The organism is Devosia sp. A16, assembly GCF_001402915.1.
Taxonomy (GTDB): domain Bacteria; phylum Pseudomonadota; class Alphaproteobacteria; order Rhizobiales; family Devosiaceae; genus Devosia_A.
The window spans coordinates 4711068-4737650 of sequence record NZ_CP012945.1 but is presented as its reverse complement, the minus strand read 5'-3'; the positions used below and the strand labels follow the sequence as shown (position 1 = coordinate 4737650).

24 protein-coding genes and 2 tRNA genes are annotated in these 26583 nt (G+C 64.5%); 24 read left to right on the top strand and 2 right to left on the bottom strand.

Annotated elements, in window-relative coordinates; genetic code table 11:
* Positions 1-83: 83 nt before the first annotated feature.
* Positions 84-159 (bottom strand) — tRNA-Val (locus APS40_RS22830).
* 176 nt (positions 160-335) lie between these two features.
* On the opposite strand from APS40_RS22830, the gene APS40_RS22825 reads away from it, so the two are divergent.
* The 20 genes from APS40_RS22825 to APS40_RS22730 all read left to right on the top strand — a co-directional run bounded on the left by APS40_RS22825 (position 336) and on the right by APS40_RS22730 (position 20749).
* Positions 336-1724 (top strand): FAD-binding oxidoreductase, encoded by a 1389-nt coding sequence (locus tag APS40_RS22825; RefSeq protein ID WP_055049230.1) that lies wholly within the window; start codon positions 336-338, stop codon positions 1722-1724.
* A gap of 157 nt (positions 1725-1881) precedes the next feature.
* Positions 1882-1958, top strand: a tRNA-Asp gene (locus tag APS40_RS22820).
* A gap of 180 nt (positions 1959-2138) precedes the next feature.
* Positions 2139-2681: an outer membrane protein gene (locus APS40_RS22815; RefSeq protein WP_236884162.1), complete on the top strand. Its 543-nt coding sequence runs from the start codon at positions 2139-2141 to the stop codon at positions 2679-2681.
* Positions 2682-2968: 287 nt separating this feature from the next.
* Entirely contained in the window at positions 2969-3334 is a 366-nt protein-coding gene (locus APS40_RS22810; protein ID WP_055049228.1) for an NADH-quinone oxidoreductase subunit A, read from the top strand.
* Positions 3325-3900 (top strand): NuoB/complex I 20 kDa subunit family protein, encoded by a 576-nt coding sequence (locus APS40_RS22805; protein ID WP_055049227.1) that lies wholly within the window; start codon positions 3325-3327, stop codon positions 3898-3900. Before APS40_RS22810 ends, APS40_RS22805 begins: the two co-directional genes overlap by 10 nt.
* Positions 3901-3908: 8 nt before the next feature.
* Positions 3909-4520 carry an NADH-quinone oxidoreductase subunit C gene (locus APS40_RS22800; protein WP_055049226.1) on the top strand — a complete coding sequence of 204 codons (612 nt, stop codon included), beginning with the start codon at positions 3909-3911 and terminating at the stop codon, positions 4518-4520.
* The gene (locus tag APS40_RS22795; protein WP_055049225.1) at positions 4520-5710 is read left to right on the top strand and encodes an NADH-quinone oxidoreductase subunit D; all 1191 of its coding nucleotides are present in this window, start codon (positions 4520-4522) and stop codon (positions 5708-5710) included. Before APS40_RS22800 ends, APS40_RS22795 begins: the two co-directional genes overlap by 1 nt.
* Positions 5710-6984 carry an NADH-quinone oxidoreductase subunit NuoE gene (gene nuoE, locus APS40_RS22790; protein ID WP_055049224.1) on the top strand — a complete coding sequence of 425 codons (1275 nt, stop codon included), beginning with the start codon at positions 5710-5712 and terminating at the stop codon, positions 6982-6984. The genes APS40_RS22795 and nuoE overlap by 1 nt, the downstream gene beginning before the upstream one ends.
* Positions 6984-8297 carry an NADH-quinone oxidoreductase subunit NuoF gene (nuoF, locus tag APS40_RS22785; protein WP_055049223.1) on the top strand — a complete coding sequence of 438 codons (1314 nt, stop codon included), beginning with the start codon at positions 6984-6986 and terminating at the stop codon, positions 8295-8297. The genes nuoE and nuoF overlap by 1 nt, the downstream gene beginning before the upstream one ends.
* Before the next feature lie 5 nt (positions 8298-8302).
* Positions 8303-10414, top strand: coding sequence for an NADH-quinone oxidoreductase subunit NuoG (nuoG, locus tag APS40_RS22780; RefSeq protein WP_055049222.1), 2112 nt, complete (start codon positions 8303-8305; stop codon positions 10412-10414).
* Between the two features lie 9 nt (positions 10415-10423).
* Entirely contained in the window at positions 10424-11521 is a 1098-nt protein-coding gene (gene nuoH / locus APS40_RS22775; RefSeq protein ID WP_082434613.1) for an NADH-quinone oxidoreductase subunit NuoH, read from the top strand.
* Entirely contained in the window at positions 11521-12009 is a 489-nt protein-coding gene (gene nuoI / locus APS40_RS22770; protein ID WP_055049221.1) for an NADH-quinone oxidoreductase subunit NuoI, read from the top strand. Before nuoH ends, nuoI begins: the two co-directional genes overlap by 1 nt.
* Positions 12010-12018: 9 nt before the next feature.
* Positions 12019-12627 (top strand): NADH-quinone oxidoreductase subunit J, encoded by a 609-nt coding sequence (locus APS40_RS22765; RefSeq protein WP_055049220.1) that lies wholly within the window; start codon positions 12019-12021, stop codon positions 12625-12627.
* Positions 12628-12948, top strand: coding sequence for an NADH-quinone oxidoreductase subunit NuoK (gene nuoK, locus APS40_RS22760; protein ID WP_055049219.1), 321 nt, complete (start codon positions 12628-12630; stop codon positions 12946-12948).
* A gap of 4 nt (positions 12949-12952) precedes the next feature.
* A complete protein-coding gene (gene nuoL / locus APS40_RS22755; RefSeq protein WP_055049218.1) occupies positions 12953-15013 on the top strand; it encodes an NADH-quinone oxidoreductase subunit L in 2061 nt (686 codons plus the stop codon).
* Positions 15010-16530 carry an NADH-quinone oxidoreductase subunit M gene (locus APS40_RS22750; RefSeq protein WP_156343048.1) on the top strand — a complete coding sequence of 507 codons (1521 nt, stop codon included), beginning with the start codon at positions 15010-15012 and terminating at the stop codon, positions 16528-16530. The genes nuoL and APS40_RS22750 overlap by 4 nt, the downstream gene beginning before the upstream one ends.
* Before the next feature lie 9 nt (positions 16531-16539).
* Positions 16540-17985 carry an NADH-quinone oxidoreductase subunit NuoN gene (gene nuoN / locus APS40_RS22745; RefSeq protein WP_055049217.1) on the top strand — a complete coding sequence of 482 codons (1446 nt, stop codon included), beginning with the start codon at positions 16540-16542 and terminating at the stop codon, positions 17983-17985.
* Positions 17985-18809: a biotin--[acetyl-CoA-carboxylase] ligase gene (locus tag APS40_RS22740; protein WP_236884161.1), complete on the top strand. Its 825-nt coding sequence runs from the start codon at positions 17985-17987 to the stop codon at positions 18807-18809. The genes nuoN and APS40_RS22740 overlap by 1 nt, the downstream gene beginning before the upstream one ends.
* A 3-nt stretch (positions 18810-18812) precedes the next feature.
* Entirely contained in the window at positions 18813-20492 is a 1680-nt protein-coding gene (locus APS40_RS22735; protein ID WP_055049216.1) for a ribonuclease J, read from the top strand.
* Between the two features lie 8 nt (positions 20493-20500).
* Complete coding sequence (locus APS40_RS22730) at positions 20501-20749, top strand: DUF1467 family protein (RefSeq protein ID WP_055049215.1); 249 nt, start codon at positions 20501-20503, stop codon at positions 20747-20749.
* Between the two features lie 146 nt (positions 20750-20895).
* Here APS40_RS22730 and APS40_RS22725 read toward each other — a convergent pair whose 3' ends face one another.
* Positions 20896-21228, bottom strand: a complete 333-nt coding sequence (locus tag APS40_RS22725) for an MmcQ/YjbR family DNA-binding protein (RefSeq protein WP_236884160.1) — start codon at positions 21226-21228, stop codon at positions 20896-20898.
* 383 nt (positions 21229-21611) lie between these two features.
* Between APS40_RS22725 and proS the strand changes: the two genes are divergently transcribed.
* The 4 genes from proS to APS40_RS22705 are packed head-to-tail and all read left to right on the top strand — an operon-like array spanning position 21612 to position 26356.
* A complete protein-coding gene (gene proS, locus APS40_RS22720; protein ID WP_055049213.1) occupies positions 21612-22961 on the top strand; it encodes a proline--tRNA ligase in 1350 nt (449 codons plus the stop codon).
* A complete protein-coding gene (locus APS40_RS22715) occupies positions 22958-24319 on the top strand; it encodes an ABC transporter permease (RefSeq protein ID WP_055049212.1) in 1362 nt (453 codons plus the stop codon). The genes proS and APS40_RS22715 overlap by 4 nt, the downstream gene beginning before the upstream one ends.
* A complete protein-coding gene (locus APS40_RS22710; RefSeq protein WP_055049211.1) occupies positions 24316-25677 on the top strand; it encodes an ABC transporter permease in 1362 nt (453 codons plus the stop codon). Before APS40_RS22715 ends, APS40_RS22710 begins: the two co-directional genes overlap by 4 nt.
* Entirely contained in the window at positions 25670-26356 is a 687-nt protein-coding gene (locus APS40_RS22705) for an ABC transporter ATP-binding protein (protein ID WP_055049210.1), read from the top strand. The genes APS40_RS22710 and APS40_RS22705 overlap by 8 nt, the downstream gene beginning before the upstream one ends.
* Positions 26357-26583 lie beyond the last annotated feature (227 nt).

Sequence of the window (26583 nt, the reverse complement as noted above, 5' to 3'; positions counted from 1 at the left end):
TCGCCGGGGCCATTTGCATTTCCGGGGTAGGGCAGGGTGGCCCCTCGTGTGGCGGGGCTGCACATGCCGGCTGTTCTTGGGAATGGTGGGCGGTGACGGTCTCGAACCGCCGACCCTCTCGGTGTAAACGAGATGCTCTACCAACTGAGCTAACCGCCCGTCGGCGCCCCTGGTGGCCAGCAAGCGCTGAGCCGGGCGCGACGAAGGCGCCCTAACTAGGGGCTCGGCCGCAGCCCGTCAACCCGTGCCGCCGAATCTGGCTGGGCCACCGCGTCGTCCGGTTGTACAATGAGCTCCGCTACGAAGGGTTGTCGGACGAAAGCCGGGAGGGCTCGATGTCGATTGCCGAGGTCAGCCGTTTCGACCTGCCTGGATTCGCAGGCAGCCTCATCCAACCGCACCACGCCGCCTATGACGACGCGCGACGCGTTTACAACGGCATGATCGATCGACGACCGGCGGTCATTGCCCGCTGCAGCAGCGCCGATGACGTGGTGTTGGCGTTGGCCCTCGCACACCGCGAGCGGCTGCCGGTGTCGGTGTTCGGCGGCGGTCATGCGGTCACCGGTTCTGCCGTCTGCGACGATGGCGTCTGTATCGATCTGCGCGGCATGAAGGATATTCGAATCGATCCGGCGGCGCAGACCTGCCGCGCCGAAGCAGGCCTGAACTGGGGCGAGTTCGACGCGGCGACCGCCGAGTACGGGCTGGCGCTGACCGGCGGCCGCAACCCGACGACGGGAATCGCCGGGCTGTCGCTGGGCAGCGGCAGCGGCTGGCTGGAGCGCAAGTTCGGCTATGTCTGCGACAACCTCATCTCGGCCGAAGTGGTCACAGCTGACGGTCGCCAGGTCGTGGCCTCGGAAATCGAAAACCCCGACCTGTTCTGGGGGCTGCGGGGCGGTGGCGGCAATTTCGGCATCGTGACGGCGTTTCATTTCCGCCTGCACCGGCTGGGCCCCATCGTGCTGGCCGGGGCGCTGCTGTACCCGGCGCCGATGGCGGGGGCAGTATTGCGCAACATGCGGGATTTCGTCCGGACGGCGCCCGATGAGGTCGGGATGGGCATGGCGTTCACCACCGCGCCCGATGCACCGTTCGTTCCCGCGCCCGCGCGCGGCAAACCGATCGTCGCGGTACAACTGATCTACGCCGGCGACATCGAGGAGGGAATCGGCGTGTTGGCGCCGTTTCGTGCCTTCGGTCCGCCGGCAGCCGACCTGGTGCAGCCGATGCCCTACACCGAGTTCCAGAAGATGGGCGGCAACTTCCCCGGTTCGCAGAACTACTGGACCGCCGATTTCCTCAACGAATTGCCCGAGGAAGCGATCGATGCCTATGCGAAGCTGGCCCTGGCACCCTTGTCGCCGCAATCGGCGATCATCCTCGTGCCGGGCGGCGGCGCGCCGTCTCGGGTCGACGAGGAAGCCACCGCCTTCGGGATGCGCACCGCGCCGTGGAACGTGCACTACATCTGCGGCTGGATGGATCCCGCCGACAACGCTCAGAACACCGCCCGGGTTAAGGAGATCGCCGCGGTGCTGAAGCCTTGGTCGACCGGCCGCGTTTACCTCAACTACATCGGCGACGAAGGCCAGGAGCGCGTCGATGCGGCCTTCGGGGCGCGGAAGCTGGCGCGTCTGCGTGCGCTCAAGGGCAAGTGGGATCCCGATAACGTCTTCCGTCACAACCACAACATCCGGCCGGCAGGCGCGGAAGGCTGAAAGCCGGCGAAAAACCCATGGCTGCAAAGGCATTTGCAGGGAAACGTGGAAAAGTTGGAAGAAAGTATGCGGTGACCGCCGTTTGGGCGCTTGACACTCCCCAACCCGCCCTCTAAACGGACGCCACGTTGCGCGGACGACTTGTTCGCCAAGCGCTGCGGGAGTAGCTCAGTTGGTTAGAGCGCCGGCCTGTCACGCCGGAGGTCGCGGGTTCGAGCCCCGTCTCTCGCGCCACCCTTTTCCTTTACATTGCTGAAGTCCTTTGGGTGGCCGTCGCCGGATGACGGTTTGCCATGCTGCTTCCTTGCAATGGCCGTTCCCCAACCACATTTGTAACCTACGAGCAGTTCTGCCATGGAACCGCTGTCACTCAGGTGCATTGGGAACCGTTGGAGGCGATCCCGGAGGCTGGCTATGCTGCAATCATTGCGATTGATGCTCGCAGGAACAGTGCTGGCGGCTACGGCAGGCGCCAGCCTGGCTTCGGACCTGATCACCGTGCCGGTCGGCTCCAGCGAGGTTGCCGTTCCGGTTGCAGCCGGCTTCGACTGGAGCGGCTTTTATGCCGGCGTCTACGGAGTGGTGCAGTCGAGCGAGGTGCGTGGCACCGAATTCGGCGGGGGAATCGCTGCGGGCGTCAATGCGCAGCTCGATTTCTTCCTCGTCGGCGGCGAGGTCGCCCTCCAGGGGCTGACCAGCGACACGATCGACACCGCTTATGGCCGGGTGACGGGGCGGGGTGGCATACTGGTGACCGAGGACCTTCTGGCCTATGCCTCGGCCGGCTATGGGATGGAGTTCAGCGGCACAGGCGAACGGGACTTCCTCGCCGGCGGCGGCATCGAGTACGCCGTCACCGACGATATCTCGATCAACGCGGAATACCTGCGCGGCTTCGATCTCGAGGGCGGCAACGCGAAGGATCAGTTCAGTTTGGGAGCGCGGTTCCACTTCTAGGCGAATCCCCGTCAGCGGGCGCGGCGAGCCATGCGATCCTCGCAGGGCTTTGCGAGTGAGCCAGCCCGAGGGCGGCGCCAATCGCCGGAAGACCGTTGCGGGCAGGGCGTCTCAGCGAGTTTTCCGTGCTAAGTTGATCGTAATGATCAACATTAGTTTTCCTTGAATCGCTGCAAGGCGTGGGCTAAGCCCGTGCCACACGAAGTCGCGTCGTCTCGCGGGCCCAAAATCGCCCGCCTGGCCGCGCGAGCCGGCCACTCCAGCCGGCCCGACCATTAGGCTGCACAATGAACGAGTTGCTCAGCAACTACCTGCCGATCATCATATTCGTCGGTCTGGCTGCTGTTATCGGCCTGGCCCTCATGATTGCCCCCTTCATCGTTGCCTACAAGCGACCCGACCCCGAGAAGGTGTCGGCGTTCGAGGCAGGCTTTGAAGCATTCGACGACGCGCGCATGAAGTTCGATGTGCGCTTCTACCTGGTGTCGATCCTGTTCATCGTCTTCGACCTCGAAGTGGCGCTGCTGTTCCCCTGGGCGGTGGCGTTCCGCGACGTCGGCTGGTTCGGCTTCTGGTCGGTCATGATCTTCCTGGGCGTCTTGACCATCGGCTTCATCTACGAATGGAAGAAGGGCGCGCTGGAATGGGATTGAGTGAACAGACGCTGGTCGCGCCGCAGCCCAAGGGCCTGATCGACCCGCGCACCAACAAGCCGATCGGCGCCGACGATCCGTTCATGATGGATGTGAACGCCGAGCTTGCCGACAAAGGTTTCCTGGTCTCGACGGCGTCGCAACTGATCACCTGGGCCCGCACCGGCTCGCTGATGTGGATGCAGACAGGCCTCGCCTGTTGTGCCGTGGAAATGATCCAGATGTCGATGCCGCGCTACGACATCGAGCGATTCGGCACCGCGCCGCGCGCCTCGCCGCGCCAGGCCGACGTCCTTATCGTCGCCGGCACGCTGACCAACAAGATGGCCCCCGCGCTACGCAAGGTCTACGACCAGATGCCGGAGCCGCGTTACGTGATCTCGATGGGCAGCTGCGCCAATGGCGGCGGCTACTATCACTATTCCTACTCTGTGGTGCGCGGCTGCGATCGCGTGATGCCCGTCGACATCTATGTCCCGGGCTGCCCGCCGACGGCTGAGGCGCTGCTCTACGGCATCCTGTTGCTGCAGAAGAAAATCCGCCGCACCGGCACGATCGAACGTTAGGACCGGCCATGAACGACGGCCCCATTCCTTCTCCGCTTGCGGCGCTCGCCGAGCGTGCGCGCAATGTGCTGGGCGACAAGATTGTCGACCACAAGCTGGCCTTCGGCGAACTGACGCTGACAGTGCGGCGCGACACGATAATCGATGTCGCGACGTTCCTGCACGACCATGAGGCGTTTGTCGGTATCACCGACGTGTGCGGGGTGGATTACCCGGAGCGTGAAGAGCGCTTCGACGTGATCTACCACCTGCTAAGCCCCAAGCAGAACCTCAGGGTGCGGTTGAAGCTGTCGACCGACGACACGCAGCCTGTCCCGTCGATCACCGGCATGTTTCCGGGCGCCGACTGGTTCGAGCGCGAGACCTACGATCTGTTCGGCATCCTGTTCACCGGTCATCCCGACCTGCGTCGCCTGCTGACCGATTACGGCTTCGACGGCTATCCGCTGCGCAAGGACTTCCCGACCACCGGTTACGTGGAAGTCCGCTACGACGAAGAGCGCAAGCGCGTCGTCTATGAGCCCGTGAAGCTGCCGCAGGAATTCCGGCAGTTCGATTACCTCTCTCCGTGGGAAGGCACTGACTACGTGCTCCCGGGCGACGAGAAAGCGAAAAACTGATGTCCGAAGTCGATGTAAGAAACTTCACGATCAACTTCGGGCCAATCCACCCCTCCGCACACGGCGTGCTCCGGCTCATTCTCGAGCTGGATGGTGAAGTGGTCGAGCGCGTCGATCCGCATATCGGGCTGCTGCATCGCGGCACCGAGAAGCTGATCGAGACCAAGACTTATCTGCAGGCGGTGCCGTATTTCGACCGGCTCGACTATGTCGCGCCGATGAACCAGGAACACGCCTTCTGCCTCGCGGTGGAAAAGCTCCTCGGCATCGAAGTGCCGATGCGTGGCCAGCTGATCCGTGTGCTCTACGCCGAGATCGGCCGGCTCCTGTCGCACATGCTCAACTGCACTACGCAAGCGATGGACGTCGGCGCGCTGACCCCGCCGCTCTGGGGTTTCGACGAGCGCGAGAAGCTGATGATCTTCTACGAGCGCGCCTCGGGCAGCCGCATGCATGCGGCCTATTTCCGTCCGGGTGGCGTGCATCAGGATCTGCCACAGGCGCTGATCGACGACATCGGCGCGTTCTGCGATCCGTTCCTCAAGGTGCTCGACGATCTCGAGGGCCTGCTCACCGGCAACCGCATCTACATGCAGCGCAACGCCGATATCGGCGTGGTGTCGGCGGAGGATGCGTGGAAGTGGGGCTTTTCCGGCGTGATGGTGCGCGGCTCGGGCGATGCCTGGGACCTGCGCAAAGCGCAGCCTTACGAGTGCTATGACCGGCTGGAATTCGACGTGCCGGTCGGCAAGAACGGCGACTGCTACGATCGCTACCTCGTCCGCATGGACGAGATGCGCCAGTCGATCCGCATCATGAAGCAGGTACTCGAGCTGCTGAACTCGCCCGAAGGGCAGGGGCCGGTGTCGTCGACAGACGGCAAGGTGGTGCCGCCCAAGCGTGGTGAGATGAAGCAGTCGATGGAAGCGCTGATCCATCACTTCAAGCTCTACACCGAGGGCTACAAGGTGCCGGCCGGCGAGGTTTACGCCGCGGTCGAGGCGCCCAAGGGCGAGTTCGGCGTCTATCTGGTCAGCGACGGCACCAACAAGCCGTATCGCTGCAAGATCCGTGCCCCGGGTTTCGCGCACCTGCAGGCGATGGATTTCCTCTGCCGGGGACACATGCTGGCCGACGTCGCCGCCATCCTCGGTTCGCTCGATATCGTGTTTGGTGAGGTCGACCGGTAATGTCCGTCCGCCGTTTAGCAGATGAGGCCGTTCAGCCGACCACCTTCGCCTTCACGAAGGAAAACCTGGCCTGGGCGCAGAAGAAGATGGCGGAGTATCCGCCGGGCCGCCAGCAGTCGGCCGTGATCCCGGTGCTGTTCCGCGCCCAGGAGCAGCAGGGCTGGGTCAGCCGCGCCGCCATCGAAGCGGTCGGCAAGCTGCTCGACATGCCTTATATCCGCGTGCTGGAAGTCGCGACCTTCTACACGCAGTTCCTGCTGCAGCCGGTGGGCACGCGCGCCCATATCCAGGTGTGCGGCACGACGCCGTGCATGCTGCGCGGCGCCGAAGAGATCCGCCACGTCTGCGAGCGGCGCATCAATCACAAGCCGTTCGAGACCAATGCCGAGGGCACGCTGAGCTGGGAAGAGGTCGAGTGCCTCGGCGCCTGCGTCAACGCTCCGCTGGTGATGGTGGGCAGTGACACCTACGAAGACCTGACGGTCGAGAGGTTCGAGGCGATCCTCGACAAGTTCGCCGCCGGCAATGGCAGCGCCGTGAAGCCCGGCCCGCAGATCGAACGGCAGTTCGGCGCCGCCGAAGGCGGGCAGACAACGCTGCTCGAAAAGCCGACCGCCAAGCGCACCTACAAGCCGTTCCCGCCGCCGCCAGCCGCTCCTGCGGCGGCTCCGGGTGCAGCCCCGGCGGCTCCCGCCGCCGCTGCACCGGCGCCTGCCAAGGCGGCCGAGCCGACCGCGGCTGGCCGGAAGAACACCACCACGGAAGAGACGGCGCCGGCGCTGAAGTCGCCGTCGCCCGAAAAGGTTTCGGTGTCGACGGCGGAGGCCGAGCGCAACGCTGCCAACAAGGCTGCCAAAGCCGATGGCACGCCGAACCGGGCAATGCGGGAGACCGCGACGGGGGCGGAATCGCCGGCCGGCAAGATCGACGCCGGCAAGACCGACACCAAGGCCAAGCGCCCGCCGGCCTCGGCCAGCGCGGTCTCGCCGACCCGGGACGCCGGAGCGACGCTATTCCAGGCGCCTCCCGGACAGCGCGACGACCTCAAGCTGATCTCGGGCGTCGGCCCGGCGCTCGAGGGCCGGCTCAATGCCATCGGTATCACCACCTGGGCGCAGGTGGCGGCGCTGAAGAAGGCCGACATCGCCAGGCTCGAAGATCACCTCGCATTCCCGGGCCGCGTGGCCCGCGATGAGTGGATCAAGCAGGCCAAGGCGCTCGCCAAGGGCGGCGTCGAGGAATATCGCAAGGTGTTCGGGAAGGACCCGCGCTGATGCTCGCTGACCAGGATCGCATCTTCACCAATCTCTACGGCAACGGCGACTGGGGCCTCGAAGGCGCCCGGGCGCGCGGCGGCTGGGTGGACACCAAGAAGTTCATCGACAACGGTCGCGACTGGATCGTCAACGAGGTCAAGGGCTCTGGCCTGCGTGGCCGCGGCGGCGCCGGCTTCCCGACGGCGCTGAAGTGGACCTTCATGCCCAAGGAAGGCGTCAATGACGGCCGTCCGAGCCAGCTCCTCGTCAATGCCGACGAGTCCGAGCCCGGCACCTGCAAGGACCGCGAGATCCTGCGGCACGATCCGCACCACCTGATCGAGGGGTGCCTCTTGGCCGGCCGCGCCATGGGTGCCCACATCGCCTATGTCTACATTCGCGGCGAGTTCATCCGCGAGCGGCAGAATTTCGAAGCCGCCGTGCAACAGGCCTACGACGCGAGGCTGATCGGCAAGAACAACATCCACGGCTGGGACTTCGACATCGTCGTCCACCATGGCGCCGGAGCCTATATCTGCGGCGAAGAAACCGCACTGATGGAGTCGCTGGAAGGCAAGAAGGGCCAGCCGCGGTTGAAGCCGCCGTTCCCGGCGGCGATGGGCGTCTACGGCAACCCGACCACCGTCAACAATGTCGAGTCGATCGCCGTCGTGCCGGAAATCCTGCGCCGGGGCGGCGCCTGGTTTGCCGGCATCGGCCGCGCCAACAACACCGGCACGAAGCTCTTCATGGCGTCCGGGCACGTCAACAAACCGGCGGTGTTCGAGGATGCGCTGGGCTGCACCTTCGAAGAACTGATCGAGAAGCATTGCGGCGGCATCCGCGGCGGCTGGGATAACCTGTTGGCGGTGATCCCCGGCGGCGCCTCCTGTCCGGTGGTGCGGGGCGAGGATATGCGCACCGCCATCATGGATTTCGACGGCATGCGCGAGAAGAAGTCGTCGTTCGGCACCGGCGGCATGATCGTGATGGACAAGTCGACCGACATCATCAAGGCGATCTGGCGCATCCAGGCCTTCTTCAAGCATGAGAGCTGCGGCCAGTGCACGCCGTGCCGCGAAGGCACCGGCTGGATGATGCGCGTCATGGAGCGCATGGTCGAAGGGCGCGCCCAGAAGCGCGAGATCGACATGCTGTTCGACGTGACCAAGCAGATCGAGGGGCACACTATCTGTGCGCTCGGCGATGCGGCGGCCTGGCCGGTGCAGGGCCTGATCCGCAACTTCCGCGACGTTATCGAGGCGCGGATCGACCAATACACCTGGTCCTCGACCAGCGAGGGCGCCGTGCCCTCGATCGCGGCGGAGTAAGGCCCATGGCCCAGATCAAGGTCGACGGTACGCTCGTCGAGGTCCCCGACTACTACACGCTGATGCAGGCGGCCGAGGCGGCCGGCGCCGAGATTCCGCGGTTCTGCTACCACGAGCGCCTGTCGGTCGCGGGCAATTGCCGCATGTGCCTCGTCGAGGTGAAGGGCGGCCCGCCGAAGCCCCAGGCCAGCTGCGCCATGTCGGTCAAGGACTTGCGTCCCGGTCCGAACGGCGAACCGCCCGAGATGTTCACCAACACCCCGATGGTCAAGAAGGCCCGCGAGGGGGTGATGGAGTTCCTGCTCATCAATCACCCGCTGGATTGCCCGATCTGCGACCAGGGTGGCGAGTGCGACCTGCAGGACCAGGCCATGGCCTATGGCGTGGACAAGAACCGCTTCGCCGAGAACAAGCGCGCCGTCGAGGACAAGTATCTCGGGCCGCTGGTGAAGACCGAGATGAACCGCTGCATCCACTGCACGCGCTGCGTCCGTTTCACCACCGAGGTTGCCGGCATCACTGAGATGGGCCTGCTCGGCCGCGGTGAAGATGCCGAGATCACCTCCTATCTCGAGCAGGCGCTGACCAGCGAACTGCAGGGCAATGTCATCGACCTCTGCCCGGTCGGCGCGCTGACGTCGAAACCCTATGCCTTCCACGCGCGTCCGTGGGAACTCGTCAAGACCGAGACCATCGACGTGATGGATGCGGTCGGCTCCAATATCCGCGTCGACAGCCGCGGCCGCGAAGTGATGCGCATCCTGCCGCGCGTCAACGAGGCGATCAACGAGGAGTGGATCTCGGACAAGACCCGTTTCATCTGGGATGGCCTCAAGAGCCAGCGCCTCGACCGCCCGTATGTGCGGACCGGCGGCAAGCTGAAGCCGGCGTCCTGGGACGAGGCGTTCGCCGCCATCGCCAAGGCGATCAAGGCTTCGGGCGGCGGTAACAGGGTCGGCGCCATTGCCGGCGACCTGGCGGCGGTCGAGGACATGTATGCGCTCAAGGCGTTGATGACCTCGCTTGGCTCAGGGATGACCGATTGCCGTCCGGCGATGTCGGGGATCGACCCGTCGATGCCGCGTTCGGCCTATATCTTCAACCCGACCATTGCGGGGATCGAGGAAGCCGATGCCATCCTGATCATCGGCTCGAACCCGCGCAAGGAAGCGGCGCTGGTCAATGCCCGCATCCGCAAGGCCTGGCGCGCCAAGAATACGCCGATCGCGGTGATCGGCGATAATGCCGACCTCACCTACAACTACGAGTATCTGGGCAACGGGCTGTCGGCGCTGGCCGATCTCGTCGCGCGCAAGGGCAGCTTCGGCGAGATCCTGTCGAAGGCCGTGCGGCCGCTGATCATCGTGGGCGAGGGCGCCGTGTCGCATGGCGCCGCGCATTCCAAGCAGATCGGCCGTGACGTGCTGGCCATGGCAGCGAAGCTTGCTACCGGTTCGGGCGCCTCCGAAGACTGGAACGGCCTCGCCCTGCTGCACAATGCGGCCGGTCGCGTGGGCGGCCTCGACATCGGCTTCGTGCCGCATGACGGCGGCGTCTGCTCGGCCGACCAGATCGGCCTTGCCGGCAAGGGTGAGCTCGATGTGCTGTTCCTGCTCGGCGCCGACGAGTACGACACCTCGGCCATGGGCAAGGCGTTCGTGGTCTATGTCGGCACGCACGGCGATGCCGGTGCGCACCGCGCCGACGTGATCCTGCCGTCCGCCGCCTACACCGAAAAGTCGGGCACTTACGTCAATACCGAGGGTCGCGTGCAGCTCGCCGAGCGCGCCGTGTTCCCGCCGGGCGAGGCCAAGGAAGACTGGGCGATCTTCCGCGCGCTCAGCGCCGTGCTCGGCCAGCCGCTGCCGTTCAACTCGCTGACTGGGTTGCGCGCCGCTATCTATGCCGAGTTCCCGCACCTGGCACGGCTCGACCAGATCGCCCAGGGCTCGCTTGCCGATGTGAAAAAGCTCGCCGGCGCTCCGATCAAGACCAAGTCGGCGACCTTCACTTCGCCGATCGCCGACTTTTACCTCACCAACCCGATCGCGCGGGCGTCCGCGACGATGGGCGAATGCGCCGCGCTGCAGGCCGGTCTCCGGCAGGCAGCAGAGTAAGGGGCCCAGATGGATTTCGTCGTTTCAGCGCTGGACTACCTGCTCGGTATCCCGATCTTCGGGTGGGGGACGCAGGTCGGCTTCATCTACAAGGGGCTGCTGCTCCTCGTGGCGCTGCTGCTGTTCACCGCCTATATCCTGCTCGCCGACCGCAAGATCTGGGCGGCGGTGCAGCAGCGTCGGGGCCCCAACGTCGTCGGTCCGCTCGGACTGCTGCAGAGCTTCGCGGACTTGTTGAAGTTCGTGCTCAAAGAGCCTGTGATTCCGGCAAGTTCTGACAAGGTGCTGTTCATCCTGGCGCCGCTCGTCACCTCGATCCTGGCGCTTTCGGCCTATGCGGTGATCCCGTTCGACAAGGGCTGGGCGCTGGCTGATATCAATATCGGCATCCTCTACATCTTCGCCATCTCGTCGCTGGGCGTGTACGGCATCATCATGGGCGGCTGGGCTTCGAACTCGAAGTACGCCTTCCTCGGTGCGCTCCGATCAGCAGCGCAGATGGTCTCGTACGAAGTCTCGATCGGCCTCGTCATCATCACGGTGCTGCTGGTCGTGGGCTCGCTGAACCTCACCGATATCGTGGTGGCGCAGCAGTCGGGCGGCATCGCGCACATGCTCGGCGTGCCGTGGCTCAGTTTCCTCAACTGGTACTGGCTGCCGCTGTTCCCGATGTTCGTGATCTTCTACGTCTCGGCACTGGCGGAAACCAACCGTCCGCCGTTCGACCTGCCGGAAGGCGAATCCGAGCTGGTGGCCGGTTACATGGTCGAATACTCCTCGACGCCGTACCTGCTGTTCATGCTGGGCGAATACATCGCCATCATCCTGATGTGCTCGATGACGACGATCCTGTTCCTGGGGGGCTGGGCATCGCCGATCGATGCGCCGCCGTTCAACTGGATTCCCGGCGTCGTCTGGTTCGTCCTCAAGCTCTGCCTGGTGTTCTTCATGTTCGCGATGGCCAAGGCGATCGTGCCGCGCTACCGCTATGACCAGCTGATGCGCATCGGCTGGAAGGTGTTCCTGCCGATTTCGCTCGTCATGGTGGTCGTCGTCGCCGCGGTTCTCCAGCTCACCGGCTGGGGCTGGCACGGAGGGTCCGTCTGATGCGTTTCGCCCAGTTCCTCAACGGCCTGCTGCTGAAAGAGTTCGTCGGCGCCTTCTTCCTCGCGATGCGTTACTTCTTCGCGCCCAAGAAGACGGTGAACTATCCGTTCGAGAAGATCCCGTACTCGCCGCGCTTCCGCGGCGAGCACGCACTGCGCCGCTATCCCAATGGCGAAGAGCGCTGCATCGCCTGTAAGCTGTGCGAGGCGATCTGCCCGGCACAGGCCATCACCATCGAGGCCGGCCCGCGCCAGAACGACGGCACTCGTCGCACGGTGCGCTACGACATCGACATGGTGAAGTGCATCTATTGCGGCTTCTGCCAGGAAGCCTGCCCGGTCGACGCCATCGTCGAAGGGCCGAACTTCGAGTTCGCGACCGAAACGCGCGAGGAGCTGTATTTCTCGAAAGAGAAGCTGCTCGCCAATGGCGATCGTTGGGAGCGCGAAATCGCGGCCAACCTCGCCGCCGACGCGCCGTACCGGTAAGGGATCGAGATGACGCTGCCGCTGTTCTTCTTCTATGTGTTCTCGCTCATCACGGTCGCTTCGGCGCTGATGGTGATCGCGGCGCGCAATCCCGTGCACTCGGTGCTGTTCCTGATCCTGGCGTTCGTCAATTCAGCCGGCCTGTTCATGCTGGCCGGCGCCGAGTTCCTGGCGCTGATCCTGATCGTCGTCTATGTCGGCGCGGTCGCGGTGCTGTTCCTGTTCGTCACCATGATGCTCGACGTCGATTTCGCGTCTTTGCGCCAAGGCATGCTGCAATACGCGCCGGTGGGCGTGGTGGTCGGCGTGATCCTCCTGCTCGAGCTGCTGCTGGTGGCGGGGAGCTTCGTGCTTCCGGTCGATTCCGGTGCGGCGGCGGCAGTGCCGATGGATGCGGCGATCGACAATACCCGCGCTATCGGGCAGTTGCTCTACACCCGCTACGTCTTCCTGTTCCAGGGCGCGGCCGGTGTGCTGCTGGTCGCCATGATCGGCGCGATCGTGCTGACGCTGAGGCACAAGTCGAACGTCAAGCGGCAGGACGTGTTCCGCCAGACCGGCCGCAAGCGCTCGGAAGGCACGGAACTGGTGAAGGTCAAATCGGGGCAGGGGCTCTAAATGCTGGCAGAAACGGGCATCGGCCTCGGGCACTACCTGACCGTCGGGGCGATCCTCTTCACGCTGGGCGTGTTCGGGATCTTCCTCAATCGCAAGAACATCATCGTCATCCTGATGTCGGTGGAACTCATCCTCTTGGCGGTGAACCTCAACTTCGTAGCGTTCTCGTCGCAGTTGGGCGATCTCGCCGGGCAGGTGTTCGCGCTGTTGATCCTGACGGTCGCTGCCGCGGAAGCGGCGATCGGTCTTGCCATCCTCGTCATCTTCTATCGCAACCGCGGCTCGATCGCCGTGGAAGACGTCAACTCGCTGAAGGGCTGACCCGGTGCTTATCCAGGCCATCGTATTCTTCCCACTCGTCGGGGCCCTGATCGCAGGCTTGCTGGGCCGCATCATCGGTCACCGCACCAGCGAGTACATCACCACCGGGCTGCTGATCGGCGCCGCGGTGCTGAGCTGGATCGTCTTTGCCGCTTTCTGGTTCGCACCTGAAGCGGCCCAGGCGGGCGGACACGCCACGGCGACCAAGGTCGAGGTGATGCGCTGGATCGTCTCCGGTGCGCTCGACCTGCGCTGGGTGCTGCGCGTCGATACGCTCACCGCGGTGATGCTGGTGGTGGTCACCACCGTTTCCAGCCTCGTCCACCTCTATTCGATCGGCTACATGGCCGACGATCCGCATCGGGCGCGGTTCTTTGCCTACCTGTCGCTGTTCACCTTCGCCATGCTGATGCTGGTGACCGCCGACAACTTCCTGCAGATGTTCTTCGGCTGGGAAGGCGTGGGCCTCGCGTCCTATCTGCTGATCGGCTTCTGGTACAAGAAGCCGTCGGCCAACGCTGCGGCGATGAAGGCGTTCGTGGTCAACCGCGTCGGCGACTTCGGCTTCGCACTGGGCATCTTTGCGGCGTTTGTGGTGCTCGGCCACCTCGATTTCGACGGCGCGTTCCATGCCGCCGACGGCCTCAAGGGCAATCTTCCGGTCATCCACTTCCTGTCGTGGGATCTGGACGCCATGACCGTCGTCTGCCTGCTGCTGTTCATGGGCGCGATGGGCAAGTCGGCACAGTTCCTGCTCCACACCTGGCTGCCGGACGCGATGGAAGGCCCGACCCCGGTGTCGGCGCTGATCCATGCCGCCACCATGGTGACGGCCGGCGTGTTCATGGTGGCGCGCCTGTCGCCGCTGTTCGAGCTCTCGCCCTTCGCCATGACCGTGGTGATGCTGATCGGCGCCATGACGGCGTTCTTCGCGGCCACCGTCGGCCTCGTCCAGAACGACATCAAGCGCGTCATCGCCTATTCGACCTGTTCGCAGCTCGGCTACATGTTCGTGGCGCTGGGGGCAGGGGTCTATTCAGCCGGTATCTTCCACCTGTTCACCCATGCCTTTTTCAAGGCGCTGCTGTTCCTGGGCGCCGGCTCGGTCATCCATGCGATGCATCACGAGCAGGACATGCGGAACATGGGCGGGCTCAGGAAGAAGATCCCGATCACCTACTGGATGATGATCATCGGCACGCTGGCGCTGACCGGCGTCGGTATCCCGGGCACGCCGCTCGGCTTCGCCGGGTTCTTCTCGAAGGACGGCATCATCGAAGTCGCCTACGCGGCGGGTGCCTCGACCGGCTACATCGCCTTCTGGGCGCTGGTGATCGCGGCGATGTTCACGAGCTTCTACTCGTGGCGCCTGATCCACCTCACCTTCCATGGGGAGCCACGCGGGCAGCATCACGGGCACGACGCTCATGCCGACCATGCCCATGACGATCACGCCCATGACGACCACGGGCATCACGGCAGCGCTTACGACAACGCGCATGAGAGCCCGAGCGTCATGCTGGTGCCGCTCTACGTGCTGGCGGTGGGCGCGGTGCTGGCCGGCGTGGTGTTCAACGACCTGTTCTTCGGCCATGCCGAGCATATCGAGCACTTCTTCCAGGGCTCGCTCGTCGTCTCCGAAGGCCTGCTCGAGGCGGCGCATGGCGTGCCGCTCTGGGTCAAGTGGTCGGCGACGATCGCCATGCTGCTCGGCTTTGCCGCGGCGTACCAGATGTACATCCGCGATCCGGCAGCGCCGAAGCGGTTGGCGCATGCCAACCCGGGGCTCTACCTGTTCCTGCTCAACAAGTGGTACTTCGACGAGCTCTACGACCGTATCTTCGTCAAGCCGGCGCTTTGGCTGGGCAACGCCCTGTGGAAGGGTTTTGACGACATGCTGGTCGACAAGACCATCACCGAGGGCCTTGGCAACCGCGTCAAGGACATCACGGGCAGGGTGGTGAAGCTGCAGTCGGGCTACCTCTATCACTACGCTTTCGCCATGCTTATCGGTATCGCGGCGCTGCTCACCTGGGCCATCGCCGCCGGGGGACTCCTGGGATGATCTTCAGTGACCACCTTCTGACGGTCATCACCTTCCTGCCGACGCTGGGCGCGTTGCTGCTGCTGTTCGTCGGCGGTCGCGACGAGGCGGCCAACAACCTGGCGCGCTACATCGCGCTCGGCGTGACGCTGGTGACTGCCGCCCTCAGCCTGTGGCTCTGGTACCTGTTCGATCCGTCGAATACCGGCTTCCAGTTCGTCGAGAACTTTGACTGGATCGGTGACTCCATCGGCTACCGCATGGGCGTCGACGGCATCTCGGTGCTGTTCATTCCGCTGACGGCGGTGCTGATGCCGGCGGTGATCCTGTCGAGCTTCGGCTCGATCACCAAGCGGGTAAAGGAGTACCTGATCGTCTTCCTGATCCTCGAAACGTTCATGATCGGCGCCTTCGCGACGCTCGATCTGGCGATGTTCTACGTGTTCTTCGAGGGCACGCTGATCCCGATGTTCCTGATCATCGGCATCTGGGGCGGGGCGCGGCGCATCCAGGCGACCTACAAGTTCTTCTTCTACAGCTTCACCGGCACGGTCCTGATGCTGATCGCCATCATGGCGATGTTCTGGCAGGCCGGCACGCTCGATATCGCAAAGCTGCTCACCTTCAAGTTCCCGCCGGAGGTGCAGACCTGGCTGTGGATCGGGTTCTTCGCCTCGTTTGCAGTAAAGATGCCGATGTGGCCGTTCCATCGCTGGCTGCCGGAAGCCCACGTCGAGGCGCCGACCGGCGGCTCGGTAATCCTGGCCGCAATCCTGCTCAAGCTCGGCGGCTACGGCTTCATCCGCTTCTCGATCTCGATGTTCCCCGATGCCTCGCACCAGTTCGCGAACTTCGTGTTCGTCCTGTCGATCGCGGCGATCATCATCACCTCGCTCGTTGCGCTGGTGCAGACCGACATCAAGAAGCTGATCGCCTATTCGTCGGTGGCCCATATGGGCTTTGTGACCATGGGCATCTTCACCGGGAACATCTACGGCATCCATGGCGCGATCTTCCAGATGATCTCGCACGGTATCGTCTCGGCGGCGCTCTTCTTCTGTGTCGGCGTGGTCTACGACCGGATGCACACCCGTGAGATCGATGCCTATGGCGGGCTGGTCTCGCCGATGCCGCGCTATGCCGTGGTGTTCATGGTGTTCACCATGGCCAATGTCGGCCTGCCGGGCACCTCGGGTTTCGTGGGTGAGTTCCTCACCATGCTGGCAGCATTCCAGGCCAATACCTGGGTGGCGTTCTTCGCGGCCTTCGGCGTGATCCTGTCGGCGGCTTACGCGCTCTGGCTGTATCGCCGGGTGATCTTCGGCGCCTTCACCAAGGAATCGCTGAAGGGCATTCTCGATCTCGACCGGCGCGAGATTGTCGTACTGGTGCCGCTGGTGATCCTCACCATTCTCTTCGGCTTCTATCCCGCCCCGATCCTTGATGCGACCGCCGCATCGGTGAACCTGGTTGCGGACAACTTCGCCAACGCCATCGGCGCCGCGCCGCAAGCGGTCGCCGCGGCGGCCGGCCATTAGGAGACGGGCATGCTGTCCGACGTCACGAGCTTCGCTTCGCTCGCCCCTGCCTATCCGGAACTGCTGCTCGCCGTCGGCGCCGTAGTGGTGCTGCTGGTGTCGCTGTTCTGGAAGGGCATCAGCTCGACGGCGATCTCGATCGTTGCCATCGGGCTGCTCCTCGTGGTGCTCGCCCTGCTGTTGCTGCAGCCGGCCACCGGCGTGCTGTTCAATGGCGTGTTCATCGTCGACGGCTTCGCCCGCTACATGAAGGCGCTGGTGCTGGGCGGCGCGGCGGCGACGCTGCTGATCTCGTTGTCCAACTCCAAAGAGCATGGCATCGACAAGTTCGAGTATGCGGTGCTGGTGCTGCTGGCGACGCTGGGCATGATGATCATGGTTTCGGCCAACGATCTGATGAGCCTCTATATCGGCCTCGAGCTGCAGAGCCTGGCGCTCTACGTGGTCGCGGCGATGAAGCGCGAAGACAAGCGGGCCACCGAAGCCGGCATCAAGTATTTCGTGCTCGGCGCGCTGTCGTCCGGCATGCTGCTTTACGGCGCCTCGCTGGTCTATGGCTTCACCGGCACTACGCAGATCGATCAGATCGTTGCCGCCATCACGCTCGACAGCCGCTCGATCGGGCTGATCTTCGGCATGGTGTTCCTGCTCGCCGGCATTGCCTTCAAGATTTCGGCCGTGCCCTTCCACATGTGGACGCCCGACGTCTATGAGGGCGCGCCGACCCCGGTGACCGCCTTCTTCGCGGCGGCGCCGAAAGTGGCGGCGATGGCGCTGTTCATTCGCGTCACCACGGTCAGTTTCGCGCCGATCACCCATGACTGGCAGCAGATCATCATCTTCCTGTCGATCGCCTCGATGGTGCTCGCGGCATTTGCCGCCATCGGTCAGAACAACCTCAAGCGCCTCCTCGCCTATTCGTCGATCGGCCATGTCGGCTTCGCGCTGGTGGGGCTGTCGGCGGGCACTGCGGTCGGCGTCGAGGGCGTGGCCGTGTACATGGCGATCTACATCGCCATGACCGTGGGTATTTTCGCCTGCATCCTGGCGCTGCGCACCGAGAACGGGCCGGTCGAGACCATCTCCGAACTGGCGGGTCTTGCGCAGAAGCGGCCGTTCGTTGCCGCAATCATCGCCATCCTGATGTTCTCGCTGATCGGCCTGCCGCCGCTGGCCGGGTTCTTCGCCAAGTGGCAGGTGTTCCTCGCCGCGGTCGAGCAGAACCTGTTCATCCTGGCGGTGATCGGCGTCCTCGCATCGGCGGTGAGCGCGTTCTACTACCTGCGCATCGTCAAGGTGATGTATTTCGACGAGCCGGTAGCCAAGTTCGCCGCCGTTCCGGGCGAGCTGAAAGTGGTCATGGCCGGTATCGGTTTCCTGATCGTCACCTATTTCGTCACGGTGGGTTCACCGCTGACCGCGGCTGCCCATAGCGCGGCCGGAAGCCTGTTCTAGTGGCAGGCTTCTGGCTGGGGTCCCGCGCGAGTTCTCGCGGTTACAGGCTGAACGGCTTCGACAGCGTCGGTTCGACCTCGACCGAGGCGGCGAAGGCCGCGCAGGCCGGTGACATCGGAGACGTCTGGTTCTGCGCCTTGCAGCAGACCGCCGGGCGCGGGCGGCGAGGTCGAGCGTGGCAATCGCCGCACGGCAACCTGGCAGCGAGCCTCCTCGTGGTTCCCGATGCGGAGCCGTCGGTCGCTGCGACGCTCGGCTTTGTCGCCGGCGTGTCGCTCAATCAGGCCTTGTCCAGCATCGTGCCGGCCGCGACGCTGAAGACCGGGATCGACGGCGCCGACATGGCGAACGGGCGCATCGCGCTCAAATGGCCGAACGACGTGCTGGCCGACGGCGCCAAGCTGGCCGGCATCCTGCTCGAAGCGCACAAGCGCCCGGATGGCGCTATGGCGATCGTGGTGGGGATCGGCGTCAACGTGGTGGAGGCTCCCGAGGGCCTGCCGTATCCGGCGACATCGCTGCGTGCGCTCGGGGTCGACGCCACCGCCGAGACGGTGTTCGGGGCGCTCTCCGACGCCTGGGTCGAGGCGTTCGAACTGTGGGACCGGGGCAGGGGGGTTACCGAGGTGCTGCAGCTGTGGCGCCGCTCCGCCGCCGGTATCGGCGCCGAAGTCGCGGTGAACCGCGACGGCGACATCGTGCGCGGCACCTTTGAAACCATCGACGAGAGCGGACGATTGATCGTCCGCGCCAATGACAACAGCCGCATTGCCATCACCGCCGGTGATGTGCATTTCGGCACGACCGCAAGCGTTAGGAATTGAACAATGGCAAAGCCGAGAGCAGATGAACTCGTGTTCGTGCCGCTTGGCGGTGTCGGCGAGATCGGCATGAACATGGGCGCCTACGGCTTCGGGCCGGAGCGGAGCCGCAAGTGGATCGTGGTCGATTGCGGCGTCACCTTCGCCGGCCCCCAGGAGCCCGGCGTCGAGCTGATCCTGCCCGACCCGGCTTTTCTCGAAGAGAATGCCGACGACATCCTGGCGCTGGTCCTTACCCACAGCCACGAGGACCACTACGGCGCCGTGCTGGACCTGTGGCCGGCCTTCGATCGCCCGGTCTACGCGACCGCCTTCACCGCGGCGATGCTGAGCGCCAAGCAGGAATCCGAGGGCATCATCGAGGATGTCGAGGTGAAACCGATGCGGGTGGGCAAGCCCTTCACCGTCGGCCCCTTCACCATCGAGGCGATCAATGTCGCGCACTCGATTCCTGAGAGTTGCGCCCTGTTGATCACCACGCCGGTCGGTCGGGTGATCCACACCGGCGACTGGAAGCTCGATCCGCACCCGGTGGGTGCGCCCCCGACCGATGTCGGTCGCTTCGCGCAGATCGGCGAAGACCGCTCGAGCCCGATCGCGCTGATCTGCGATTCCACCAATGCGATGAAGGATGGCACCAGCCCATCGGAGGACGAGGTGGCCGCGACGCTTGAAGCGTTGATCGCCGGGTCGACGCATCGGGTGGCCGTCACCACCTTTGCCTCCAATGTCGGGCGGGTGATCTCGGTGGCGCGGGCCGCCCAGAAGGCCGGACGCAAGGTGGTGATGTCGGGCCGGGCGCTGCATCGCATCAGCGGGATTGCGCGCGAGCTCGGCATGCTCGAAGGTATCGATCCGTTCCTCGATCAGAACGAATACAAGGCGCTGCCACGCGGGAAGGTGGTGCTGCTGTGCACCGGCAGTCAGGGCGAAGCCCGCGCCGCCATTGCCCGTATTGCGCGCGAGGATCATCCGGAGATTTCGCTCAACGCAGGGGATCGGGTGATCTTCTCGTCCTGGGCGATTCCGGGCAACGAGCGCGAAGTCATCGATATCCAGAACCTGCTGATCGACCGCGGTATCGACGTCATCACCCAAACGCATGGGCTGGTGCACACGACCGGCCATCCGCGGCGCGAGGAGTTGAAGCGGCTCTACGACCTGGTCAAGCCGGACGTGCTGGTGCCGGTGCATGGCGAGGCGGCGCATCTCGAGGCGCACGCGCTGCTCGGCCGCCAGCATGGCATCGAAACGGTCGTCCACGCCCGCAACGGCGATATGGTGCGACTGTTTCCGAACACCACGCAGTTCCCTGGCGAGATCCGCGTCGGCCAGCTCTATCTCGACGGCAATGTGCTGTGCACGCCCGAGGAGAGCGGGGTGAAGGGCCGACGGCGGCTGAGCTTCGGCGGCCATATCGTGGTCAGCCTTTGCGTCAACGCCTCGGGCCAGGTGCTGGCCGGGCCGGAGACGGTGATCGAGGGCCTGCCGGACGTCGAGGATGACGATGAGTCGCTGCCCGATATCGTGCGCCGTGCGGTAACAGGGACGCTCAAGTCGATTCCGCCCAAGCGCCGCAACGACCCCGAACTGGTCAATACGGCGCTGCAGCGGGCGGTCCGCAGCGAGGTTTCGTCCTACTGGGGCCGCAAACCCAATGTAACGGTGTTCGTCCACCGAGTCTGAGGCTCGCCATGCAAGTCGGAACCTTTCTCGCCATCTTCTTCGTCACCTGGTGGATCTGCCTCTTCCTGGTGCTGCCGTTCAAGGTGCGCAATCAGGTGGACGCCGGCGAGTGGATCCAAGGCACGGAGCGCGGTGCGCCGGCAGGCATCCTTCGGCTGTGGCCGAAACTGCTGGCGACCACTGTGCTTGCCGCAGTGGTCACAGCGCTACTGCTGTGGGGCCTCACCGCTCCATGGCTGCAGGAATACTGGCGGTAAGAGTGGCAGGCGCCGTGTGGGAGAGCACGTCGCCTCCAAACACTCGGTGTCATCCCAGCGAAAGCTGGGATCCAACTCGCAGCCCGCGCAAGTGGATAGATGGGTCCCAGCTTTCGCTGGGATGACACCCGGTGGGTAGGAGGGTTCTAGCCTCTCTTCGTCTTCGTCTTCGGCAGCGCGTGCGCGTGGGCCATCTCGAGCGCCGCCCGCAAATCCTCCACCGACAACTCCGACAGCACCGCCGTAGTCCAGCCTTGGCGCCCCCAGGCATTGTCGAGCGGCACGAACGCTTCCGGCGCCAGCATGGCCTTGAACTCCTGCTCGTCGGGGGTGAGCCTGAGGTTCGCCGTAAGCCCGTCGGCGGCGAGCGTGGCGTAGATGCGAGCGACCTTGAAGGCCCGGCGATCGAAGTGTGGCGCCTCGCTCGTCCCGTCGAGTGCCAATGCAATTGCGCTGAAATCAGAAGAAGTTGTCGCCACGTCTTCACCCGCAAATGAAAAAAGCAGGGCCGAGGCCCTGCTTGGTAAAGTTTCTCGACAATACGCTGGTCTTAGGCACACGGTTAGGTGGCTGCCAACGCTCCTCCCTTGACGTTGTCGACGTCCGGCAACTTGTGGTTGCCTGTGTTCTTATGGCGACGGACCCTAACAACTGAATCTGGGGCTGCCAAGCGGATTCTGCATGGCAGCCATCGCATTTTTACATAGTTTTCGGGTCAACAATTGGTCGCCGTCACCGGGTGCGCAAAAGCGCCGCACGACCAAGCGTTTGCCTAAGTTTCGCGCGCTTTTGCGGGCTCCACTTCGCGCAACTTTACGCTATAGGGTTCACAACCCGAATCCGGCGCCACCGAGGACCGTACATGCGTTTGAGCCGCTACTTCCTGCCCCTGCTGAAGGAGACGCCGAAAGAGGCTGAGATCGTCTCGCACCAGCTGATGCTGCGCGCCGGCATGATCAAGCAACAGGCTGCGGGCAGCTATTCCTGGCTGCCGCTCGGCTTCAAGGTCCTCAACAAGATTATCCGCATCATCGAAGAGGAGCAGAACCGCTCGGGCGCCATCCAGCTCTTGATGCCGACCCTTCAGTCCGCCGACCTCTGGAAGGAGTCCGGCCGGTATGACGACTACGGCAAGGAAATGCTCCGCCTCCAGGACCGGCACGAGCGCGACATGCTGTTCGGGCCGACCAATGAGGAGATGATCACCGACATCTTCCGCACCTATGTGAAGTCCTACAAGGACCTGCCGCTCAACCTCTACCACATCCAGTGGAAGTTCCGTGACGAGGTGCGGCCGCGCTTCGGCACCATGCGCTCGCGCGAGTTCCTGATGAAAGACGCCTACTCGTTCGACCTCGACGAGGCCGGCGCGACACAGGCCTTCTACCGGATGTTCGTCGCCTACCTCAGGACCTTCCACCGTATGGGCCTGGTCGGCGTGCCGATGCGTGCCGATACGGGCCCGATCGGCGGCGACCTGAGCTATGAGTTCCACGTGCTGGCCGAGACCGGCGAGAGTGCGGTGTTCCTCGACAAGCGCCTGGTGGACAAGCCGATTCCCGCGATCGATACCGACTATCGCAGCGACCTGACGCCGATCTTCAAGGATTGGACCTCGCTGTTCGCCGCCACCGACGAAATGACCGACGAAGCCGGCTTCAAGGCCGCCGTCGATCCCGAGCATCAGCTCGCCGCGCGCGGCATCGAGGTCGGCCACATCTTCAATTTCGGTACGAAGTACTCCAAGCCGATGAAGGCGACCGTCACCGGTCCCGATGGCAAGGAAATCGAGGTGCAAGGTGGCAGCTACGGCATCGGCCCGACCCGCCTGGTGCCGGCCATCATCGAAGCATCGCACGACGATGCCGGTATCGTCTGGCCGGTGAGCGTCGCGCCGTTCGAGGCGGTGGTGATCAACCTCAAGGTCGGTGACGCCGAGAGCGACAAGGCCTCCGAGCGGCTTTACGACGACCTCACTCGCGAGGGCATCGATGTCCTGCTCGACGATCGCGACCAGGGCGCCGGCGGCAAGTTCGCCGCGGCCGACCTGATCGGCATTCCGTACCAGCTGATCGTCGGGCCGCGCGGTCTCAGGGACGGCGTGGTCGAGATCAAGCACCGCAAGTCGGGCGAGCGGGAAACGCTGTCGATCGAGGAAGCCGTTGGGCGCCTGAAGTCGTTGATCGTGCCGCAGCGGCGGGACAGCGTTTGAGCGCTTCCGCGCCCACCGCGGCGAAGGGGCCAGGGCCGTTCTCGCGCTTCGAATTCCTGGTGGCGGGCCGCTATCTGCGCGCCCGTCGCAAGGAGAAGTTCGCCTCGGTGATCGCCATCCTGACGCTCGTGGGCGTAGTGCTCGGCGTCGCGACGCTGATCGTCGTCATGTCGGTGATGAACGGGTTTCGCACCGAACTGCTCGGCAAGATCCTCGGTCTCAACGGGCATTTCGTCGTCCAGACGACGGCCGACGGCTTTGACGACTACGACGATGTGGTCAAGCGCCTCGAGGGGGTTGCCGGCGTCCGCTACGCCATTCCCTATGTCGAGGGGCAGGCGCTTGCCTCGGGCAATGCCAGTGCCACCGGCGTGGTGGTGCGCGGCATCAGCGAGGCGTCACTGGCCAAGCTGCAATTGCTGCGCGACGGCGCGGCGCTCGGCGGTTGGGATCAGTGGGACGGCAGCCAGGGGGTCGCTATCGGGCAGAGGCTCTCCGAACGGCTGGGCGTGGTGCTGGGCGACAAGATCACCATCATCAATCCCAACGGCACGCCGACGCCGTTCGGCATGACACCCGCCGAGCTGACGCTGCCGGTGAACGTCATCTTCAACATCGGCATGCCGGAATATGACGGGTTCTACATCTACCTGCCGATGCAGGAGGCCCAGGTCTACTTCCGCATGTTCGAGGACAAGCTCAAGCCGGGCGCTTCCATGCCGGGCGTGATGGCGACCGACGAAGAGATCGATGCCGCCTACGAGCGCGCCTACAAGGCGAGCGGCGTAGAGGTGTTCGTCGCCGACCCCGACCAGATCGGGGGCATGCGCGAGAAGCTGCAGGCGGTGCTCGATCGACCGTTCAACATCACCGACTGGCAGCAGCGCAACGCCACCTTCTTTTCCGCCCTGCAGGTTGAGCGCGTCGTGATGTTCGTCATCCTGTCGCTGATCATCCTGGTCGCCGCTTTCAACATCATCGCCAGCCTCGTGATGCTGGTGAAGGACAAGGGGCCCGATATCGCGGTGCTGCGCACCATGGGTGCGACCCGCGGCGCGATCCTCAGGATCTTTTCGATGACGGGGTTCGCCATCGGTTTGTCGGGCACTCTTCTCGGCCTAATCCTCGGAGTGGTGTTCGCCATCAATGTCGAGGCGATCCGCTCGACGGTTTCCAACCTGCTCAACATCTCCATCTTTCCGCCCGAGCTGTTCCTGATGTCGGCCTTGCCCTCACGGATCGATACCGGAGAGGTGGTGGTGGTGGTGGTGCTGTCGCTGGGGCTCACCTTCCTCGCAACGCTCTATCCGGCCTGGCGCGCGGCGCGGCTCGATCCGGTCGAGGGGTTGAACCAGTGAACGATCGGCCCTCAGCTACAGATCCCGGCCCGTTCTCGCGCTTCGAGTTCCTGGTCGCCGGCCGCTATCTGCGCGCCCGTCGCCGCGACCGCTTCGTTTCGGTGATCGCCGGGTTGACCCTGACCGGAATCGCGCTCGGGGTGGCGGCGCTGATCGTCGTCACCTCGGTGATGAATGGCTTCAACGCCGAGATCGTCTCGAAACTGCTGGGACTCAACGGCCACTTCTCCGCCTATCCGATAGAGGCGCGCTTCACCGACTACGACCGCTCGGCCGAGCAGATCCAGGGCGTGGACGGCGTAACTGCCGCGATCCCCTTCGTCGAGGGCCAGGCGCTGGCGTCGGGCGCCAAGGCCGATTCTACCGGCGTGATCGTGCGTGGCGTGTCGCTGGGTTCGATCGAGAAGCTGAAGCTGCTGCATGGTGGCGCGATCCTGGGCCACTGGGATGGCTGGGACGATGGCAACGGCATCGCCATTGGCCGGCGGCTGGCCGAGAAGCTCAAGGTGAATATCGGCGACCCGGTGACGCTGCTGGCGCCCGATGCTTCGGGCCTGCAGAGCGGCGCCGCGCCCCGCACCCGCTCGTTTCCGGTCAAGGTCATATTCGACCTGGGGATGACCGAGTTCGACAGCTTCTATCTCTACATGCCGCTGCGGCCGGCGCAGGACTATCTCGAGATGTTCGATCGGGTGCTGAAGCCCGATGCGAGCGTGCCGCCGCTCGATGCGGACGAGGCCGATCGCGAGGCGGCCTATGACCGCATCTATCGCGCCACGGCCATCGAGGTGTTCATCGCCGATCCGAATGCGCTCGACGCCATGCGGCTGAAGATCGGCCAGCAGATCGAACGGCCGCTGATCCTTTCGGACTGGCGCCAGCAGCACCAGAACTTCTTCGATGCGCTGCAGACGCAGGGCAGCGTGATGTTCGTGATCCTGTCGATGATCGTGGTCGTCGCGGCCTTCAACATCATCTCCAGCCTGATCATGCTGGTGAAAGACAAGGGCACCGATATCGCGGTGCTGCGCACCATGGGGGCGACCCGCGGCTCGATCATGCGGATCTTCGGCATCGCGGGCGTCGCGATCGGGGTCGGCGGAACGCTGTTGGGGCTGGCGCTCGGGCTGGTGATCGCGGCGAATGCCGAGGCGATCCGCGCCTTCCTGTCGAGCCTGCTCGGCATCACCATCTTCCCGCCCGAAGTGTTCTTCCTGTCTTCCTTGCCGAGCCGCACCAATCCGTCCGAGGTCATCGCCATTGTCGGCGTGGCCCTGGGACTCAGCTTCCTCGCCACGCTCTATCCCGCCTGGCGCGCCGCCCAATACGATCCTGTCGAGGCTCTCCGCTATGAGTGACGTCCACCTCAAGCTCGCCAAGGTGCATCGCCATTACGGCGCGGGCGACACCTTGGTGCGAGTGCTCGAGGCGGCCGATCTCGAGGTCAGAGGCGGCGAGCTCGTCGCCATCGTCGCGCCGTCGGGCGCCGGCAAGTCGACGCTGCTGCACATTTCGGGGCTGCTCGAGCGCCCGCAAGGCGGCGAGGTCGAGATCACGGGCATCCCCACCAGCAAGCTGAACGAGCGTGGACGGACTTTGCTGCGCCGCGACACCATCGGCTACGTCTACCAATTTCATCATCTGCTGCCGGAGTTCTCGGCGCTCGAGAACGTCACCATGCCGCAGCTGATCGCCGGCCGCGACCGCGCCGCAGCCGAGCAGCGAGCCATGCAACTGCTCGATATCCTCGGCATCGCGCCGCGCGCCCTGCACCGGCCGGCTGAACTTTCGGGTGGCGAGCAGCAGCGCGTGGCAATCGCCCGGGCGGCGGCCAACCATCCGCGTATCATTCTCGCGGACGAGCCGACGGGCAATCTCGATCCGACCACCAGCGACGTGGTGTTCGATGCCCTGGCATCGCTGATCCGGGAAGAAGGTGCGGCGGCGCTGATCGCCACGCATAACCACGACCTGGCAAGGCGGGCGAACCGGATCGTGACGCTGCGCGGTGGGCTGATCGAGCCGATCACTTTGTAGGGCTTGCGGTCCAACGCAAGTAGGGCGGCCGGCGTTTCCTCTCCCCTGAGGGGAAAGGGTAGTGCAGCTCGGACCGAAGGTCCGTAGCGGAACTAGGGTGCGGGGTTCAGCTTCTCAACGAGAGCTCCTTGAGCCGCTTCACCCCTCAACCGGAGTTCGGCCACCTTCTCCCCTGAGGGGGAGAAGGGACTGAACTGCCACGCTAGGTGTGAACGGCGACCAACACA